The organism is Methylobacterium sp. V23 (assembly GCF_002917135.1).
Classification (GTDB): Bacteria; Pseudomonadota; Alphaproteobacteria; order Rhizobiales; family Beijerinckiaceae; genus Methylobacterium.
In genome coordinates this window covers 106,227-121,220 of record NZ_PDHT01000012.1, presented here as the reverse complement: position 1 = coordinate 121,220, position 14,994 = coordinate 106,227, and the positions used below count along the sequence as shown (strand labels likewise).

The 14,994-nt window shown below is 69.5% G+C and carries 14 protein-coding genes; 6 read left to right on the top strand and 8 right to left on the bottom strand.

The window, feature by feature from the left end; all coding sequences use genetic code 11:
• Positions 1-176: 176 nt before the first annotated feature.
• The 3 genes from CRT23_RS13520 (at position 177) to CRT23_RS13510 (ending at position 3,884) form a co-directional block, all read left to right on the top strand.
• Complete coding sequence (locus tag CRT23_RS13520; RefSeq protein WP_103710170.1) at positions 177-1,601, top strand: serine hydrolase; 1,425 nt, start codon at positions 177-179, stop codon at positions 1,599-1,601.
• Positions 1,602-1,786: 185 nt separating this feature from the next.
• On the top strand, positions 1,787-3,307 hold the full coding sequence (gene adh, locus CRT23_RS13515) for an aldehyde dehydrogenase (RefSeq protein ID WP_055953430.1): 1,521 nt from the start codon (positions 1,787-1,789) through the stop codon (positions 3,305-3,307).
• 154 nt (positions 3,308-3,461) lie between these two features.
• Positions 3,462-3,884, top strand: coding sequence for a DUF779 domain-containing protein (locus CRT23_RS13510; RefSeq protein ID WP_103710128.1), 423 nt, complete (start codon positions 3,462-3,464; stop codon positions 3,882-3,884).
• A 4-nt stretch (positions 3,885-3,888) separates the two neighbouring features.
• On the opposite strand, the gene CRT23_RS13505 is transcribed toward CRT23_RS13510, so the two are convergent.
• The 6 genes from CRT23_RS13505 to CRT23_RS13480 all read right to left on the bottom strand — a co-directional run bounded on the left by CRT23_RS13505 (position 3,889) and on the right by CRT23_RS13480 (position 10,131).
• Positions 3,889-4,443: a hypothetical protein gene (locus tag CRT23_RS13505; RefSeq protein WP_103710127.1), complete on the bottom strand. Its 555-nt coding sequence runs from the start codon at positions 4,441-4,443 to the stop codon at positions 3,889-3,891.
• 37 nt (positions 4,444-4,480) lie between these two features.
• Positions 4,481-5,692 (bottom strand): hypothetical protein, encoded by a 1,212-nt coding sequence (locus CRT23_RS13500; RefSeq protein WP_103710126.1) that lies wholly within the window; start codon positions 5,690-5,692, stop codon positions 4,481-4,483.
• Between the two features lie 439 nt (positions 5,693-6,131).
• Positions 6,132-7,427, bottom strand: a complete 1,296-nt coding sequence (locus CRT23_RS13495) for an alpha-hydroxy acid oxidase (RefSeq protein WP_245436197.1) — start codon at positions 7,425-7,427, stop codon at positions 6,132-6,134.
• A 262-nt stretch (positions 7,428-7,689) separates the two neighbouring features.
• Positions 7,690-8,406, bottom strand: a complete 717-nt coding sequence (locus CRT23_RS13490) for an RlmE family RNA methyltransferase (RefSeq protein ID WP_103710125.1) — start codon at positions 8,404-8,406, stop codon at positions 7,690-7,692.
• A complete protein-coding gene (locus tag CRT23_RS13485; protein ID WP_055953412.1) occupies positions 8,403-9,503 on the bottom strand; it encodes a Ppx/GppA phosphatase family protein in 1,101 nt (366 codons plus the stop codon). Before CRT23_RS13485 ends, CRT23_RS13490 begins: the two co-directional genes overlap by 4 nt.
• Positions 9,504-9,660: 157 nt before the next feature.
• Positions 9,661-10,131, bottom strand: coding sequence for a response regulator (locus CRT23_RS13480; protein ID WP_055953409.1), 471 nt, complete (start codon positions 10,129-10,131; stop codon positions 9,661-9,663).
• Positions 10,132-10,510: 379 nt separating this feature from the next.
• On the opposite strand from CRT23_RS13480, the gene CRT23_RS29605 reads away from it, so the two are divergent.
• The gene (locus CRT23_RS29605) at positions 10,511-11,275 is read left to right on the top strand and encodes a cold shock domain-containing protein (RefSeq protein ID WP_055953406.1); all 765 of its coding nucleotides are present in this window, start codon (positions 10,511-10,513) and stop codon (positions 11,273-11,275) included.
• A gap of 124 nt (positions 11,276-11,399) precedes the next feature.
• The gene (locus tag CRT23_RS13470) at positions 11,400-11,672 is read left to right on the top strand and encodes a hypothetical protein (RefSeq protein WP_103710124.1); all 273 of its coding nucleotides are present in this window, start codon (positions 11,400-11,402) and stop codon (positions 11,670-11,672) included.
• Between the two features lie 126 nt (positions 11,673-11,798).
• On the opposite strand, the gene rpsD is transcribed toward CRT23_RS13470, so the two are convergent.
• Entirely contained in the window at positions 11,799-12,416 is a 618-nt protein-coding gene (gene rpsD, locus CRT23_RS13465; RefSeq protein WP_055953400.1) for a 30S ribosomal protein S4, read from the bottom strand.
• Between the two features lie 207 nt (positions 12,417-12,623).
• The gene (gene murI / locus CRT23_RS13460) at positions 12,624-13,502 is read right to left on the bottom strand and encodes a glutamate racemase (RefSeq protein ID WP_103710123.1); all 879 of its coding nucleotides are present in this window, start codon (positions 13,500-13,502) and stop codon (positions 12,624-12,626) included.
• Between the two features lie 213 nt (positions 13,503-13,715).
• On the opposite strand from murI, the gene egtB reads away from it, so the two are divergent.
• Entirely contained in the window at positions 13,716-14,987 is a 1,272-nt protein-coding gene (gene egtB / locus CRT23_RS13455) for an ergothioneine biosynthesis protein EgtB (RefSeq protein WP_103710122.1), read from the top strand.
• Positions 14,988-14,994 lie beyond the last annotated feature (7 nt).

Below are 14,994 nucleotides of genomic sequence, written 5' to 3'. Positions count from 1 at the left end.
GGATCACCGTCGAGCCAGAACGTTTCGTCCGGCTCTTGGTGCCTTCGGCACGGCGGGGCCATCCGGGGCGCTGCATGGCTGCCGCGCGGGCTCCTCGGCGCGCTCGCGCCACAATTTCGGAGAACCGTGCCCGGGTGCCGGAGATGCGGCGCGTCGGGGAGCGGAACAGCGGCAGCATGCAAGAGACGCGTCGCGGGATCGTCCAGTTCGGGCTCCTCGGTGCCCTCCTGTCGGGCCAGCCGGTCCGGGCCGAGGCCGTCGCGCCGGTCGCGGCGCCCCAGCCGGACTTCGCCGCCCGGGCCGACGCCCTGGTGCGGCCCTACGCCCGGGCCGGGATCTTCTCCGGCGCCGTCATCGTAGCCCGGGACGGCGCGGTGCTGTTCCGGCAGGCCTACGGGGCGGCGCAGCGCGAATGGTCCGTGCCCAACACCCCGGAGACCCGCTTCCGGATCGCCTCCCTGACGAAGCAGTTCACCGCCGCCGCGATCCTGACGCTGCAGGAGGCCGGGCAACTCCGGCTCGACGACCCGGCCGCGCAGCACATGCCCGGCCTGCCGGCGACCTGGGCGCCCATCACCCTGCGGATGCTTCTCGACCACACCGCCGGCCTGCCCAACGTGACCGCCCTGCCCGACTACCCGACCCTCCTCGCCCGGACCGCCCGCACGCCCATGGCGGTGGTGGGCCGGCTCTTCCGCGAGGCGCTGCTGTTCCCGGCGGGCTCGGCCCAAGAATACAGCAACACCGGCTACATCCTCCTGGCGGCGATCGTCGAGGGGATCACCGGCGCGCCCTTCGCCACCGCGCTGAACCGCCTCGTCCTCGCCCCGGCCGGCCTCGCCGAGACCGGCGACGCCGATCTCGAGGCGGTGATCCCGCAGCGGGCCGCCGGCTATCACCGGGTCGCCGGGCAGTGGCGCAACGCGCCCCCCGTGGTGTCGGCGGCCGTCCTCGGGGCCGGCGGCCTCGTCTCCACCCTGGACGACCTCGTGGCCTGGGACGCCGCCCTGTTCTCCGGCCGGATCCTGCGCCCGGCCGCGCTGGCCGAGATGGTCCGGGACAGCGGCCACGGCTACGGGCTCGGGCTCTATGTCGGCCGCGCCTATGGCCAGCGGCTCCTGTCCCACGGCGGCTTCCTCGACGGGTTCTCGGCGATCAAGGACAGCTACCCGGATCTCGGCCTGACGGTCGTCGTCCTGGGCAACACCGAGACGACGCCGGCCCAGACCCTGTCCCGCCGCCTCGGCGCCCTCGCCCTCGGGCAGCCGGAGGTCACCGAGATCGCGGTGCCGGCCGCCGTGCTCGACCGCTACGTCGGGGTCTACCGGACGGGACCCCGCGCCGTGGTCTCCCTCGCCCGGGAGGGCGACCGCCTCGTCGCCCGCGGGGCCGGGCCCGCCCGCCTCGGCCTGACCCCGGAGAGCGACCGCGTCTTCGTGGCCGAGGACGGCACCCGCCTCGCCCTCGACATCGAGCCGGACGGCCGGGCGACGGGCCTCCTCCTCGACCTGCCCGGCGGGGCGCGCGCGGGCCCCCGGATCGACGCGCAGACGGCCCATCGGATCGGCAACCGCCGCCTGGCCCGCCTCGGGCCGCGCTGAGGGCCGTCCGGGTCGCCAACCCGCCCGAACGGGTCTAACATCCGCGCCGCGTCACGACGCCATCGGGCGCGCCGATCATCCGAGCCACGCCCCTGCGCGACACTCCGTTGGCCAAAAGTCCACCTTGATTTGACGCCGCGCCTGGCCTTGGCTGCCGCCCATAAGAACAATCAGGAGGAACTGCGATGAACAAGCCGGAATTTCTCAACCAGGGTACCAAGGCGCCGTTCTCGGCGCGCTACGACAACTTCATCGGCGGCCAGTGGGTCGCGCCCGTTGCCGGCCGCTACTTCGAGAACACCTCCCCGATCACCGGCCGGGTGATCTGCGAAGTCGCCCGCTCGGACGCCGCCGACGTCGACAAGGCCCTCGACGCCGCCCACGCCGCGAAGGAGGCCTGGGGCCGCACCGCGCCGGGCGAGCGCGCCCGCATCCTGAACAAGATCGCCGACCGGATGGAGGAGAACCTCGACCTGATCGCGCTGGCCGAGACCTGGGACAACGGCAAGCCGATCCGCGAGACGACCCACGCCGACATCCCCCTGGCGATCGACCATTTCCGCTACTTCGCCGGCTGCGTCCGCGCGCAGGAGGGCTCGATCTCCGAGATCGACCACGACACCGTCGCCTACCACTTCCACGAGCCGCTCGGCGTCGTCGGCCAGATCATCCCGTGGAACTTCCCCATCCTGATGGCGGTGTGGAAGCTCGCCCCGGCGCTCGCGGCCGGCAACTGCATCGTGCTCAAGCCCGCCGAGCAGACCCCGGCCTCGATCCTCGTGGTGGCCGAGCTCATCGCCGACCTGCTGCCGGCGGGCGTGCTCAACATCGTCAACGGCTTCGGCCTCGAGTGCGGCAAGCCGCTGGCCTCCTCGCCCCGCATCGCCAAGATCGCCTTCACGGGCGAGACGACGACGGGCCGGCTGATCATGCAGTACGCCTCGCAGAACCTGATCCCGGTGACGCTGGAGCTCGGCGGCAAGTCGCCGAACATCTTCTTCTCCGACGTCGCCAACGAGGATGACGACTTCTTCGACAAGGCGCTGGAGGGCTTCACCATGTTCGCCCTCAACCAGGGCGAGGTCTGCACCTGTCCGAGCCGCGCCCTGGTGCACGAGTCGATCTACGACCGCTTCATGGAGCGGGCGATCAAGCGCGTCGAGGCGATCACGCAAGGGTCGCCCCTGGATCCCGCCACGATGATCGGCGCCCAGGCCTCCTCAGAGCAGCTGGAGAAGATCCTCAGCTACGTCGACATCGGCAAGCAGGAAGGCGCCCAGTGCCTCACCGGCGGCGAGCGCAACGTCAAGGACGGCGAGTTCGCGGAAGGCTACTACATGAAGCCGACCGTGTTCCGCGGCCACAACAAGATGCGCATCTTCCAGGAAGAGATCTTCGGCCCCGTCCTCTCGGTCACCACCTTCAAGGACGATGCCGACGCCCTCAGCATCGCCAACGACACCCTCTACGGCCTCGGCGCCGGCGTCTGGACCCGCGACGGCACCCGCGCCTACCGCTTCGGCCGCGCCATCCAGGCCGGCCGCGTCTGGACGAACTGCTACCACGCCTACCCGGCCCACGCGGCCTTCGGCGGCTACAAGCAGTCCGGCATCGGGCGCGAGAACCACAAGATGATGCTCGACCACTACCAGCAGACGAAGAACATGCTCGTCAGCTACTCCGCCAAGAAGCTCGGCTTCTTCTAGGAGCCGGTTTCGAGATTGACACCCGAGTGAAACTCGCCCCGGCCGGATGACGGCCGGGGCTTTTTCGTTGGCCGCCCTATCTCATCCCGGCGTCCTCTCCCCGGCGTCCTCTCCCGGGCGTCTCTGCCCGAACGTCCTCCCCCGGAGATCCTCCATGAGCGAGACCGCCCGCAATCCGACCACCGCCGACCAGGTCGGTGCCGACGGGACGCCCCTGCGCGTCACCGCGACCCCCGCCGCCATCGAGCTCATCGAGGAATTGCGGGCCGAGCACGGACCGGTGATGTTCCACCAGTCCGGCGGCTGCTGCGACGGCTCGTCGCCGATGTGCTACCCCCTCGGCGACTTCCTCACCGGCGACAGCGACGTCCATCTCGGCACCGTGGCGGGGGCCGATTTCTGGATCAGCCGGCCGCAATTCGCGGTCTGGAAACACACGCACCTCATCCTCGACGTGGTGCGCGGCCGCGGCGGCATGTTCTCCCTCGAGAACGGGCGCGACAAGCGCTTCCTGATCCGGTCCCGGGTCTTCACCGAGGCCGAGAACACGGCGCTGGAGGGCGCCTGCCGGATCTGAGGCGTCAGGAGCGCGGCTTCGGTCGCTCGCCGGCGTTGCAGCGCTTCATCGCCGCGACGGCCTCGGAGACGCCGCTCAGGTCGAAGCCCGCCTTCCAGCCCTTGCCCTTGAGGAGGATCTCCTCGGACTCGGCGGCTTTCTCGACGAGGCTGGCGGGCAAGGTCCCGACGAGCCGGGTACCGTTGCCGGTCCAGGTCGCCTTGGCGTTGACGGTCTTGCCACCGAGTTCGGTGGCGGCCGTGATCTTCTCGTCCCGGTCGTGCTGCCACTTGCTGTAGGTCAGCACCACGACCAGGGCCTTGTTCTCCAGCGCCAAGGTGATCGAATTGTCGGCGTCGTCATCGTCCTCGTCGACGTAGGACCGCACGATCACGCAGGCGGGGCTGCCCGTGACGCTGGCGGCGCGCTCGACCTGCCAGCCGTTCAGGCTCTCGAACAGCGGCCGCTCCTGCTGAAATGCCTCTTGCGGAAGAGGCTGTTGGGCCCGTGCGGCCCCGGAGGCGACGAGACTCGCGAGCAGGCCGAACAGGCAGGACCGGGCCGGCGACGGGCGCTTCATGACGGGATTCTCCGATGGGAACGGGGGCGGTCGCAGCTCAGAGCTTGGCGCCGGGCGCCGGCGTCTCCGCCGGTTTGGCGGCCGACTTGGCGGCCGACTCGGCGGCCTCGCGGGCATCCATGAACCCGGCGAACGCCTCGGGCGTCTGGGTCGTGAAGGCGACGATGGGCTGCGGGTCGTCCGACAGGTCGCGGAACGCGGTGCAGAGCTCCGGTATCGGCTTCGCGAAGGTCGGCTGCAGCTTCCCCTGGATCTCCTCCATGACCGGGGCCATCTCGGGGCCGAGGGCGGCGAGCTTGGCATCGAAGGCGGCCCGTTGCCGCACCGTCGTCGGGATCTCGCAGCTTCCCAGGAGTTTCTGGAAGATCAGGCCCATGCCGTAGACCTTGATCCGGGTCTCCGAGGGCCGTGCGGCCGCCTTCCGCTCATCCTGGCGTCGCGCCGTCGCGGCCGCGAAGGCGTCCGGCCCGAGGGCGAGGTACTGGTCGAGGGCGGTGCCGAAGCTCGCCGCGTCCTCCGCCTTCGGGCAGAGAGGGGCTTTCGGGTCGGTGAAGCGCTTGCCGAGTTCGCTGTCGATGGCCGCCTGGATCGGGCTCATCTCCGGGCGCATCGCCGCCAGCTTGGCCTCGAGATCGGCGCGCTGCTTGCCCGTGCTCGCGACCTCGCATTCCTTGAGGGCTTTCTCGAAAAAGTGCCCGCTCGCGTAGTTGGCGATGCGGCCCTCCGAGGGAAGCTCCGCCGCGACCTCCGCCGACGTGCCGCTGCAGCGCTTCAACGCGGCGAAGGCTTCGGCGAAGGCCGGAATCTTGAAGTCGGCGTCGCCGTCCTTGAAGCGCAGCACGATGGCGTCGGCGCCCATGAGGTGCGGCAGGAGCGTGTCCGGGAACTCGCCGGTCAACTGGGTGTCGTCGGCCTTCCACTTAGAGCGCCGGTCGACCACCTTCCCGCCCGCCAGGAGAACGACGGTGCGGTCGCCCTTGTCGTGCGACCAGCCCTGGTAGCCCAGGGAGATGACCAGGAATCCCGGGTAGGTCCCGATCGCCACCGCGCTGGCATTCTCGTCGTCCGCATCCTGGTAGCCGCGCACCATCATGCACTTGGCCTTGGCCCCATCGCCGCTGCGGCTGATGTCCCAATCCGCCACCTTCGCGAAGGGAATGTCCTTGGCCGCCGCCGCCGTCGCGGCGAAGCCGATCCCGGCCGCGAACAGGGAGACCAGAAACCGGGAGACCGGAAGCCGGGAGACCATCGACAACTCCACATCGCCTGCGCGTCCGGGGCAGGCGCCCGGATCAAGACCGGCAACCTGGACTGCGGATCATGGAAGATGTGTTGATGACCGCGACGTCGTCGAAGGATCGTGGCGATCAGGGCTAATGAAAGCGTAATGATCCGGCCCTGAAGATCAGACGATTGCCGCGCTGAACAGATCCCGTGCGCGGCAGCTGCGCGGCGATCCTTCGCTGCGCTGGGTCTCGCCCCGTCCCGACTTAAAGGCCGAAGGTGTCCTGAGCCTTCGGCGCAATACCGGCGAGGGGCAGGGATGGTTCAGGGGATGCACAGTCTTCCCGAACCTGTCCTGCTGGTCTGCCGACCGGGCCCTGAACGACAGATCGCGCCCCGGGCGGTTCCGCCCAAGAAGCGATCTGGAGAGGACGGCGAATGGGCTTCGCCGCCCTGTGACGATCTCAGGCGCGGCTGACGCTGGCGGCGGTGATCTCGGAGAGCTTCGTCGCGCCGACTTGGCGCATGATCGTCTCGAACTCGCGCTGCATGATCGCCAGGACCGCCGTGACGCCGGGCTCGCCGAAGGCGGCCAGACCCCAGACGTAGGGGCGGCCGATGCAGACCGCGTTGGCGCCGAGCGCCAGGGCCTTGATCACGTCGGTGCCGCGGCGGAAGCCGCCGTCGATGAGGACGGGCACCTTGCCGTTGACCGCCTGGACCACCTCGGGAAGCGCATCGATCGTCGCCTCGAGGCTCTCCTCGGCGCGGCCGCCATGGTTCGACACGATCAGGGCGTCGACGCCGTAATCGAGGGCCTTCTTGGCGTCCTCGTGGGTGACGATACCCTTGAGGACGAGCTTGCCCTTCACGATGCCGCGCAGGCGCTTCACGTAGTCCCAGGTCATGCCCGTGCCGTAGAGGTTCGTCACCTTCGACACGTCGATGTCGTCGAACATCGGCTTGCGGCTGACCTCGTTCTTGAAGCCCGGCGTATGGCAATCCGAGCAGGTGCGGGTGTCGAGGCGACGCTCCCGGAACAGCGTCTCGGTGTTGCGGCCGCCCTGGCGATCGACCGTAAGCACGATGGCGGGGGCGCCGGCCTTCTCGGCCCGCTTCACCAGGGCCTCGGTCACGGCCCAGTCGTCGGTCGGGTAGAGCATGTACCAGACCGGCGCGCCGCGCTCCTTGATCACGTCCTCGATCGCGGTGCTGCCCACGGTCGACAGGATCATCTGGTGACCCTTGACCTTGGCGCCGCGGGCCACCGCCGACTCGGCCTCGGGATGGAAGGCGGCCTGGCTGCTCACCGGAGCCAGGACGATCGGGCTCGCCCAGGTCTCGCCGAAGATCTTCACGGTGGTGTCGATCTTGCGCACGTCGATCAGGCGGCGGGCGCGGATGCGGATCTTCTCGAAGCCCTCGCGGTTCGCCTTCAGGGTCTCGTCACCGTCGACGCCGCTGGCCAGGTAGCCGTAATGGGCCGGGGGCAGCGCCTTCTTCGCCGCGGGCTCGAAATCGAAGACGTTGAGGGCCTGGCTCGGCGAATCGATGATCTCGCCGACATTGCCGGGGGACTGGCGCAGGACGTCGTAGCTCTGCGCCATGGCGGCGTCGGTGCCGAGGGCCGAGAGGCCCGCGAGGGCGGTGACCATCGACGGCGCCACCACGGGGCTGGCCGACAGGAACTCGAGGAACTTGCGACGGTGGAACAGTTTTTCAGTCTCAGAACCGGGCTGAGGTTGAAACATCTCGAACATGCAAAAGGCTCTCGGCGATCTCGCGGAGCCGCCGTCCTGCACCAGGGATGTTGCAGTGCGCAACAATGCGGCCTGGGCTATAATTCTCTAGAGGCTCCGGAACGGCACCAATTATAATGCAAAAATCGAAATTTTAATGGTTACGCATCGCATAAGTTTTTGAAGCGGAAGTCGTCGGAAATGCAGAGCTCTGCGTGAGTCAGCATGCTGCGTTGCACGCAGTGCATTATGGTCACGCTTCCATGGCCGGGATCGGTCCGGCTCAGTCGTCCTGCGATTCGACCGCCGCGCCGGTCGGGCCGCGATAGCCCGTCGCCAAGACGTAGAGTTCGCTCGAATCGGCCCGGCTCGCATTCGGCTTCACGTGGCGCACGCTGGCGAAGTCCCGCTTCAGGTCGGCGAGCAGCGTCCCTTCGGTGCCGCCCTGGAACACCTTGGCGAGGTAGGATCCGCCGGGCGCCAGGATCTCACGGGCGAATTCGGCCGCGGTCTCGGCGAGGCCGATGATCCGCAGATGGTCGGTCTGCTTGTGGCCGGTGGTGTTGGCGGCCATATCGGAGAGCACGAGGTCGGCCGGCCCCCCGAGGAGGTTGGTGAGCAGCGTCGGCGCCTCGGGAGCGAGGAAGTCGAGGGTGATGAAGTCGACCCCGACCATCGGCTCGATCTCGAGCAGGTCGATCCCGACGATCTTGCCGCTGGCCCCCACGATCTTGGCCGCCACCTGCGACCAGCCGCCGGGGGCCGCGCCGAGGTCGACGATGCGCTGGCCGGGCTTCAGGAGCTTGAAGCGCTCGTCGATCTCGATGAGCTTGAAGGCTGCGCGCGAGCGGTAGCCCTCGCGCTTGGCCCGGGCCACGTAGGGATCGTTGAGCTGGCGCTCGAGCCAGCGCTTCTGCGAGGCGGTCCGGCCCCGCCCCGTCTTCACCCGCTGCTTGAGTTCGCCGCGCAGACCCGCGCCGGCACCACGCCTGTCACTCACCGGTAGCTCCCACGGCGCCAGACGCCGTCCTCACGCATCATGTTCATCAAGAGGCCCTCGCGCAGGCCGCGATCGGCGATGCGCAGGCGGTCCGACGGAAACGCCCGGCGGATCGCCTCCAGGATGGCGCAGCCCGCCAGGACCAGGTCCGCCCGGTCCCGCCCGATGCAGGGATTGTCCGCGCGCTGTTCGAGCCGGGTGTCGAGGAGGTCGTCGATCGCCTCGCCCACATCGGCGTCGCTCATCCAGAGACCGTCGACCCGCCGGCGCTCGTAGCGGGCGAGACGCAGGTGCATCGCCGCCAGCGTCGTCACCGTACCGGAGGTGCCGAGCAGGTGGAAGTGCCGAGCATTCGCGGCGGGCGCGGCCCGAATGGCGAAGCGCGCCAGGAGATCGGCCACCTCCTCGACCATGCCCTCGAAGGTCAGGCGGGTGACGTCGGAGCCGCCGTGGCGCTCGGCCAGGGTCACGACGCCCACGGGCAGGGAATCCCAGGCGCGGATGCGCAGGGTCGGATCGGCCGAGGGGTTCGTCGCCGCGCCGTCGAGCCAGGCGATCTCGGTGGAGCCGCCGCCGATGTCGAAGATCACCACCGACTCGGAATAGGGGTCGGCCAGGGCGGCGCAGCCCGTCACCGCCAGGTAGGCCTCGGTCTGCCGGTCGACGATCTCGAGGTCGAGCCCGACCTCGTTGCGCACCCGCTCGACGAATGCGGCGCCGTTCACCGCGAGGCGGCAGGCCTCGGTGGCGATGATCTTCGCCCTCACCACGCCGCGGGCCTGCATCTTGGCCTTGCAGACCCGAAGGGCCTCGAGGGTCCGCTCGATCGCGGGCTCGCTGAGCCGGTCCGCGTTGCCGAGCCCCTCGCCGAGACGGACGATCCGCGAGAAGGCGTCGATCACCCGGAAGCCGTGCGAGGCCGGCTCGGCCACCAGGAGGCGGCAATTGTTGGTGCCGAGGTCGAGGGCCGCATAGGCGCTGCGCCGGCCCGGACGGCTGGCCGAAGCCGGCGTATCGGCGCGCGCCACCGGTGCCGCTAGCGGCGTCTTCCCGCCGCTCGGGCGGGCCGGCATGGTCGCGGCGCTCTCGTCCCTCATCGGCTGAGCCGAAATCCTCGATCATGGCCCTCGGCGGAGAGCCGGACCAACAGTCCCGTGGGACGCTACAGGTCTCCCCGGCAAACTGCAAAGCCTCGATCGCCCGGACGACCGCATCTGGGATGAATTCAGGCGCTCGAACGAAGCAGGCCGGCGCTCACCCGAGCTTGCTGGCCGCCGCCATGCGCGGCACCGGCCGGAGGAGGCTCTTCACCTGCGAGAACGGGCGCGGCCGGTTGATCACCTCGTCGAGGCGCGACCACAGGGTCTTGGGCGAGAACGGCTTGGCGATAATCTCGTTGACCCCGAGCGAGATCGCCCGGTCGACCACGTTGCGCCGGGGCTGGGCCAGCATCAGGATGATCGGGACGGTGGGCGACGGCGAGGTGGTGGGCGTGCGCGCCAGGCGGATGAACTCCTCGCCCGAGAGGATCGCCAGATCCCAGTCGATGATGGTGAGGTCCGGCTTGCTCTCCGCCAGGACGCCGAGGGCCTCGGCCCCGTCCGGCGCCTCCAGCACCCGCTTGATCCCGACGCGCATCAGCATGTCGCGGACGATGCGGCGGATGTAGAGACTCTCGTCGACCACCAGTGCCGAGAGGTCCGGAAAACTCGGGGTCGCGATCATGGATGCGGCATCGGGCCCGGCGGCTCGGGGCGGACATGCCCCGCCGACAGCCTACCGTTCGGGACTTTGCGCTTTGCTAACATCGGTCAGCAAATCGATTCGATCGGCGGTCGCGAGAATTGCCTCAGCGGCGGGCACGGGCCGCGAGCGGCGCGGGGGTGCGCTAAAAAGCTACGCATTTTGCCGCAGGAAAGTTACGGAACTCTCGCCAACCGGGGCAGAAGCATCTTGCGATCAAGGCGGCTTTCAGTCAGGACTAAGGCGTTATTCTTGGTCACCGCTGCTGGGAGTAATGATAGGGCGGAGCGTGGGCTGTCTGGGATGGCGCGCACGCGGTTATCGAAACTGATGGTCGGCGGACGGTTTTTGCGAGCTTTCTATGGGACGTGGTCGTGATTTTCGGGGGCCGCAGAAGCGCGGCTTCGATGAGGGTGGAGCCGAGCCGCGTTGGCCGGATCAGGCTCCTCCGAGCGGCGGTGGCTACGGTGGTGGTTTCGGCGGTGGCGGCGGTTTCGACCGTGGTCCGTCGCGCGCCGCTGCGGCGCCCTCTGGACCGGAGCGCGATGCGACGGTCAAGTGGTTCAACAAGGAGAAAGGCTTCGGTTTCGTCGAGCTGGCTGACGGTTCGGGCGATGCCTTCCTCCACATCCGCGCCGTTGAAGCTGCTGGCCATGCCGACCTCCTCCCCGGCACGCGCCTGACGGTTCACACCGCCCAGGGCCAGAAGGGTCCGCAGGTGACCGATGTCACCAGCGTGGACACCTCCACGGCCGAGGCCGCTCCCATGCGCGACGCGCGTCCGCCCCGCAGCGGCGGCTTCGGTGGCGGCGACCGCTTCGGCGGTGGCGGCGGCTACGGTGGTGGCGGTGGCGGCGGTAGCTACGGCGACCGCGGCGGTGATCGTGGCGGCGGTCGTTTCGCCAGCGGTCCGTCCACCGAGATGACCGGCACGGTGAAGTGGTACGACCCGGCCAAGGGCTTCGGCTTCGTCTCCGTCAACGACGGTGGCAAGGACGTGTTCGTGCACCGTTCGGCCCTCTCCCGCGCCGGTCTCGACTCCCTGGCCGAAGGCCAGCAGGTCGTCCTCGGCGTCGTCGAGGGTCAGAAGGGCCGCGAGGCCCAGAGCATCAACGTCGACGATTGATCGACACGGGCTGGCCGCGTTGCGGCCACCTTTCACGGCATGACTGAAACGGCGGCCCGCCCCGGCCGCCGTTTCGCGTTTCAGGCTGACGTCGCGAGAGAGGCCAGGGCCTCTGGAGATCGGGATGCGGACCACCCTCCTCGCGCTGATCGGCCTTGCCGGGCTGGCGGCGCATGCTCCGGCCGCGGCCGAGGACTTCACCGGCTTCTATGCCGGCGTGAATGCCGGCTACGGCTTCGAGACCGGCGGGCGGGACAGGCGCCGCGTCGGGCCTGTTGCGCCGGGGGATGAGCCGGGAGCCGCCGACGGCGGTCTTCCGCCGAGCGCCCGGGATGCGTCCCGCGCCCTGCGGTCGCGCAACCGCGCAGCCCCGGGCGCCGGCACCCTCCCCCGCTGAGCTCTCGCGACCGTTTCGGCCGAAACCCTCGCCTCCGAAGCCGTTGTTCCCGAAACCTGCGCCTCAACGAGAAAGGGCCACCCTCGCGGGCGGCCCTCTCGTATCGTCGGCGATGATCCGCTGGGATCAGCGCGAATAGAACTCGATCACGAGGTTCGGTTCCATCTGGACCGGGTAGGGAACCTCGCCGAGGTTCGGCACGCGGGTGACGCGGGCCGTCATCTTGGAGTGATCCACCTCGATGTAGTCCGGCACGTCGCGCTCGGCGAGCTGCGCGGCCACGACGACGATCTCGAGCTGCTTCGAGGAATCCTTGACCTCGATCAGGTCGCCCGGTTTCACGAGATAGCTGGCGATGTTGACGCGCTGGCCGTTGACCTTGACGTGGCCGTGGTTGACGAACTGACGCGCCGCGAACGGGGTCGGGACGAACTTCGCGCGGTACACGACGGCGTCGAGGCGGCGCTCGAGCAGACCGATCAGGTTCTCACCGGAATCACCGCGCAGGCGGATCGCCTCGGCGTAGTAACGGCGGAACTGCTTCTCGGTGATGTTGGCGTAGTAGCCCTTGAGCTTCTGCTTGGCGCGCAGCTGCGTGCCGAAGTCGGACATCTTGCCCTTGCGGCGCTGGCCATGCTGGCCGGGGCCGTACTCGCGGCGATTGACGGGGCTCTTCGGGCGGCCCCAGATGTTCTGGCCCATGCGGCGATCGAGCTTGTGCTTCGCCTGAATGCGTTTTGACATCGCGGTTCCTCTCGCAATGGAGATCTATCGAGGAACGCGCCCTCCTCTCTCCGCCGGGCCCGGAAGCCTGAAGCGGAGCGACAGGACGGACATTGCCGCCCACGGGTGCGCTTGAAAAGCATCGGGGCCCCTCGTCGGAGCCCCGTTACCGGCGCCTCGTTAGAGCACGCGGCCGCCTCCGTCAATGCCGAGCCGGCTGCCCATCACCTATTGCAGGCCGAGCGGCATCGCCTCCACCGCGACGCGCCCGACCCCTCGGGCCTCCAGGGAGCGGCGCAGGGGCGCCGTGAGGCCGGCGCCGCTGGTGAAGGCGCCGAGCACCGGCGCATCGTCCCGGCCCAGGGCGCGGGGGCTCGGCCCGATCAGCTGCGTCACCCGCCGGGCGATGGCCGGGGCCGGGTCGATCCAGGTCACGGGCCAGGGGGCAAGGGCCCGGAACCGGGCCAGGAGCAGGGGGTAGTGGGTGCAGGCGAGGCAGACCACGTCGGTCCGCCGGCCATCCTCCAGGGTGACGAAGCAGGGGGCGATTTCGCGGGCCAGGGCCGCGTCGTCCACGGGCTGGCCGGCCATCTCGGCTTCCGCGAAGCCGGCGAGGTTCGGGGCGCCCACCAGGGTGACGGCGCAGGCGCTCGCGTAGGTCTCGACGAGTTCGTGGGTGTAGGCGCGCGCCACGGTGCCGGGCGTCGCCAGGAGGCTGACCACCCCCGAGCGCGTCGCCTCCGCGGCCGGCTTGATCGGCGGCACGACGCCGACGAAGGGCGTGGCGAAGCGCTGGCGCAGGGCCGGCAGCACCAGGGTCGAGGCGGTGTTGCAGGCCACCACGACGAGGTCCGGCGCGTGCAGCCCGAGCAGGCGCTCCATGACGCCGAGCACCCGCTCCACCAGCACCGGCTCGGACAGGCGGCCATACGGGAAGGCGGCATCGTCGGCGGCGTAGACGTAGGCGGCATCCGGTCGGGCCCGCCGGACCTGCTCCAGCACCGTCAGCCCACCCAGCCCGGAATCGAACACCAGGATGGTGGGCGCGGGCGCTACGCTCCGTGCCACGGCCGCCGTGGTCGCTCCTGCCATGAGATCGATCCGCATCCGAGTCCGGCCCGACTGTCCCGCGTGAACGGCGAAGTGTCGGCCCCGAAGGGTTAAGGGGAGGTCACCGTGGCCGGAAAAAGGCGATCGACCCGGCGGTCCGAGCGTAGCCGCGACGAAGGACCCCGCACGGTCTCCGTTGCCGAATGGCCGCGGGGCCATATCTCCTCTCTCACGTTCAGGTTTGCGGGTTCAGGTATGGGAGTGGCCGCCATGGCAGCGTCGGCAGCGTTTCGGGAGACCCCTGTGGCCGAGCCCGGCCGGTCTGCGTTCCCACCCCCGCCCCTCTCGGCGATGCCGGTGGACCGCGCAGCCTGGATCGCGGCCTTCCATCACGTCCGCGATGAGACCGAGCGCCGCGCGGCGCCGCTGTCCCCGGAGGACCAGCAGGTCCAGTCGATGGCGGATGCCAGCCCGACGAAATGGCATCGCGCGCACACCACGTGGTTCTTCGAGCAGTTCCTGCTGCGTGAGCACCTGCCGGGCTACGCCATCTACGACGAGCGGCTGCACTATCTCTTCAACTCGTACTACGTCGCCGCCGGCCCCCGTCAGCCCCGGATTATGCGCGGGCTCATCACCCGGCCGACGGCGGACGAGGTCGCTGCCTACCGCGCGCATGTCGACCGCTCGGTGGATGCCCTCCTGAGCCAGGCCTCCGCCAATGCCCTCGAGGCGGTGCTCCCGGTCCTCGAGATCGGGCTCTATCACGAGCAGCAGCACCAGGAATTGCTGGTCACCGATATCCTGCACGCCTTCGCGCAGAACCCGCTCGGCCCGGCCTATGACGGGGATTGGCGTTTCCCGAGGCCCCAGAGCACCGGCGGACGCACGGAGCTGCGCCGGGGCATCGAGTCCATCGGCCATGCGGGCGAGGGCTTCTCCTTCGACAACGAATCCCCGCGCCACGATGCCTTGATCCAGGGCGGCACCCTTGACAGGGCCCTGGTCACCAACGGGCAGTGGCGCGAATTCATGGCGGCTGGCGGCTACGCGCGGCCCGAGCTCTGGCTCTCGGACGGCTGGATCGCCGCCCAGACCGAAGGGTGGGAAGCGCCGGGCTACTGGCGCGAGACCGAGGGCGGATGGGCGAGCATGACGCTTGCCGGCATCCAGCCGGTCGATCCCGACCTTCCCGTCACCCACATCAGCTACTACGAAGCCGATGCCTATGCTCGCTGGGCCGGGCGTGACCTGCCGACCGAGTTCGAGTGGGAAGTTGCGGCCCGCGCGGACAAGCTCCCCGACGCCTTCGGACTCGTCTGGCAATGGACTCGCAGCGCCTACACGGCCTACCCCGGCTACCGCCCGGTGGACGGCGCGCTCGGCGAGTACAACGGCAAGTTCATGTCGAACCAATTCGTCCTGCGCGGCTCCTCGGTGGCGACGCCGCAGGGCCATGCGCGGGTGGGCTACCGCAACTTCTTCTATCCCCATCAACGCTGGCAGTTCACGGGCCTGCGCCTGTCGGACGCCCGGTCCTGATCCTCGA

Excerpts from the sequence above, each read along its gene's own strand:
- egtB (WP_103710122.1), top strand. The coding sequence starts at position 13,716 with ATGGCAGCGTCGGCAGCGTTTCGGGAGACCCCTGTGGCCGAGCCCGGC.
- murI (WP_103710123.1), bottom strand. The coding sequence starts at position 13,502 with ATGCGGATCGATCTCATGGCAGGAGCGACCACGGCGGCCGTGGCACGG.
- CRT23_RS13520 (WP_103710170.1), top strand. The coding sequence starts at position 177 with ATGCAAGAGACGCGTCGCGGGATCGTCCAGTTCGGGCTCCTCGGTGCC.
- CRT23_RS13505 (WP_103710127.1), bottom strand. The coding sequence starts at position 4,443 with ATGAAGCGCCCGTCGCCGGCCCGGTCCTGCCTGTTCGGCCTGCTCGCG.
- CRT23_RS13470 (WP_103710124.1), top strand. The coding sequence starts at position 11,400 with ATGCGGACCACCCTCCTCGCGCTGATCGGCCTTGCCGGGCTGGCGGCG.
- CRT23_RS13510 (WP_103710128.1), top strand. The coding sequence starts at position 3,462 with ATGAGCGAGACCGCCCGCAATCCGACCACCGCCGACCAGGTCGGTGCC.
- CRT23_RS13495 (WP_245436197.1), bottom strand. The coding sequence starts at position 7,427 with ATGTTCGAGATGTTTCAACCTCAGCCCGGTTCTGAGACTGAAAAACTG.
- CRT23_RS13485 (WP_055953412.1), bottom strand. The coding sequence starts at position 9,503 with ATGAGGGACGAGAGCGCCGCGACCATGCCGGCCCGCCCGAGCGGCGGG.
- CRT23_RS29605 (WP_055953406.1), top strand. The coding sequence starts at position 10,511 with ATGGGACGTGGTCGTGATTTTCGGGGGCCGCAGAAGCGCGGCTTCGAT.
- CRT23_RS13500 (WP_103710126.1), bottom strand. The coding sequence starts at position 5,692 with ATGGTCTCCCGGCTTCCGGTCTCCCGGTTTCTGGTCTCCCTGTTCGCG.
- adh (WP_055953430.1), top strand. The coding sequence starts at position 1,787 with ATGAACAAGCCGGAATTTCTCAACCAGGGTACCAAGGCGCCGTTCTCG.
- CRT23_RS13480 (WP_055953409.1), bottom strand. The coding sequence starts at position 10,131 with ATGATCGCGACCCCGAGTTTTCCGGACCTCTCGGCACTGGTGGTCGAC.
- rpsD (WP_055953400.1), bottom strand. The coding sequence starts at position 12,416 with ATGTCAAAACGCATTCAGGCGAAGCACAAGCTCGATCGCCGCATGGGC.